Annotated in this window: 1 protein-coding gene; it reads right to left on the bottom strand. The window is 56.0% G+C overall.

From position 1 onward, the window contains the following. Positions 1–302 precede the first annotated feature (302 nt). On the bottom strand, positions 303–659 hold a 357-nt coding region (locus tag BK660_RS32280), incomplete at its 5' end, for an autotransporter outer membrane beta-barrel domain-containing protein (protein ID WP_123436481.1).

Here is a 659-nt window from a genome sequence, read left to right as displayed (position 1 = left end):
AAACTGGAACACGATCAGAGACAGGGCAGCAGCCCGAGGAAAGCGATTGCCGTCAATGGGTGAGTTGCGGGAAATCCATAACGCCTGGGGTGGCCGTTGGCCGATGGGGAACTATTTGTACTGGGCCGCTGACTCCGCAGGTGGTTGGCCAGCTCGGTACTGGTTAAAAAATCTGGTCAATGGTGCAGAAGGGCACGTCCAGTACTACGGATCTGGTTTGGGAGTTGGCATTTACCCTTAGAAATGAAAAGCGCCTCACAAATCGTGAGGCGCATTCATCAGGGAGCACCCTGATGGCTTTTTTACCAAAAGTACCGCAACCCCAGATTCACCCCGTAAGGCTGTTCAATATGCTTCCCCTTGGCATAATCCAGGTCGAAGTGCATCTGCCACCGCTGGGACATCGCCACCGCCACCCCCGCACCAAACTCCGCCCGGGAACCTGACAGGTCATTATTGAACACGTTGTTGTTGACCTTCACTTCGTTGTTCGACGCGAACTCATGAGCAACCGCCGCGCGCACATAAGGCTGGGCGACTGCGCCGTTAGCGAAACCGAAGTTACGCCCGAATGTAGCACCGGCCTTGCCGAGCAGTGAGCGCATGCGATCACCGTCGGCGTCCATGTCGTTGTCCAGCGTGTAGTGTTTGCCCTGGAT

The sequence above is a fragment of the Pseudomonas brassicacearum genome (assembly GCF_003732265.1).
Taxonomy (GTDB): Bacteria; Pseudomonadota; Gammaproteobacteria; order Pseudomonadales; family Pseudomonadaceae; genus Aquipseudomonas; species Aquipseudomonas brassicacearum_D.
Note: the sequence above shows the minus strand (reverse complement) of the source record. Positions and strands in the feature narration are given on the sequence as shown.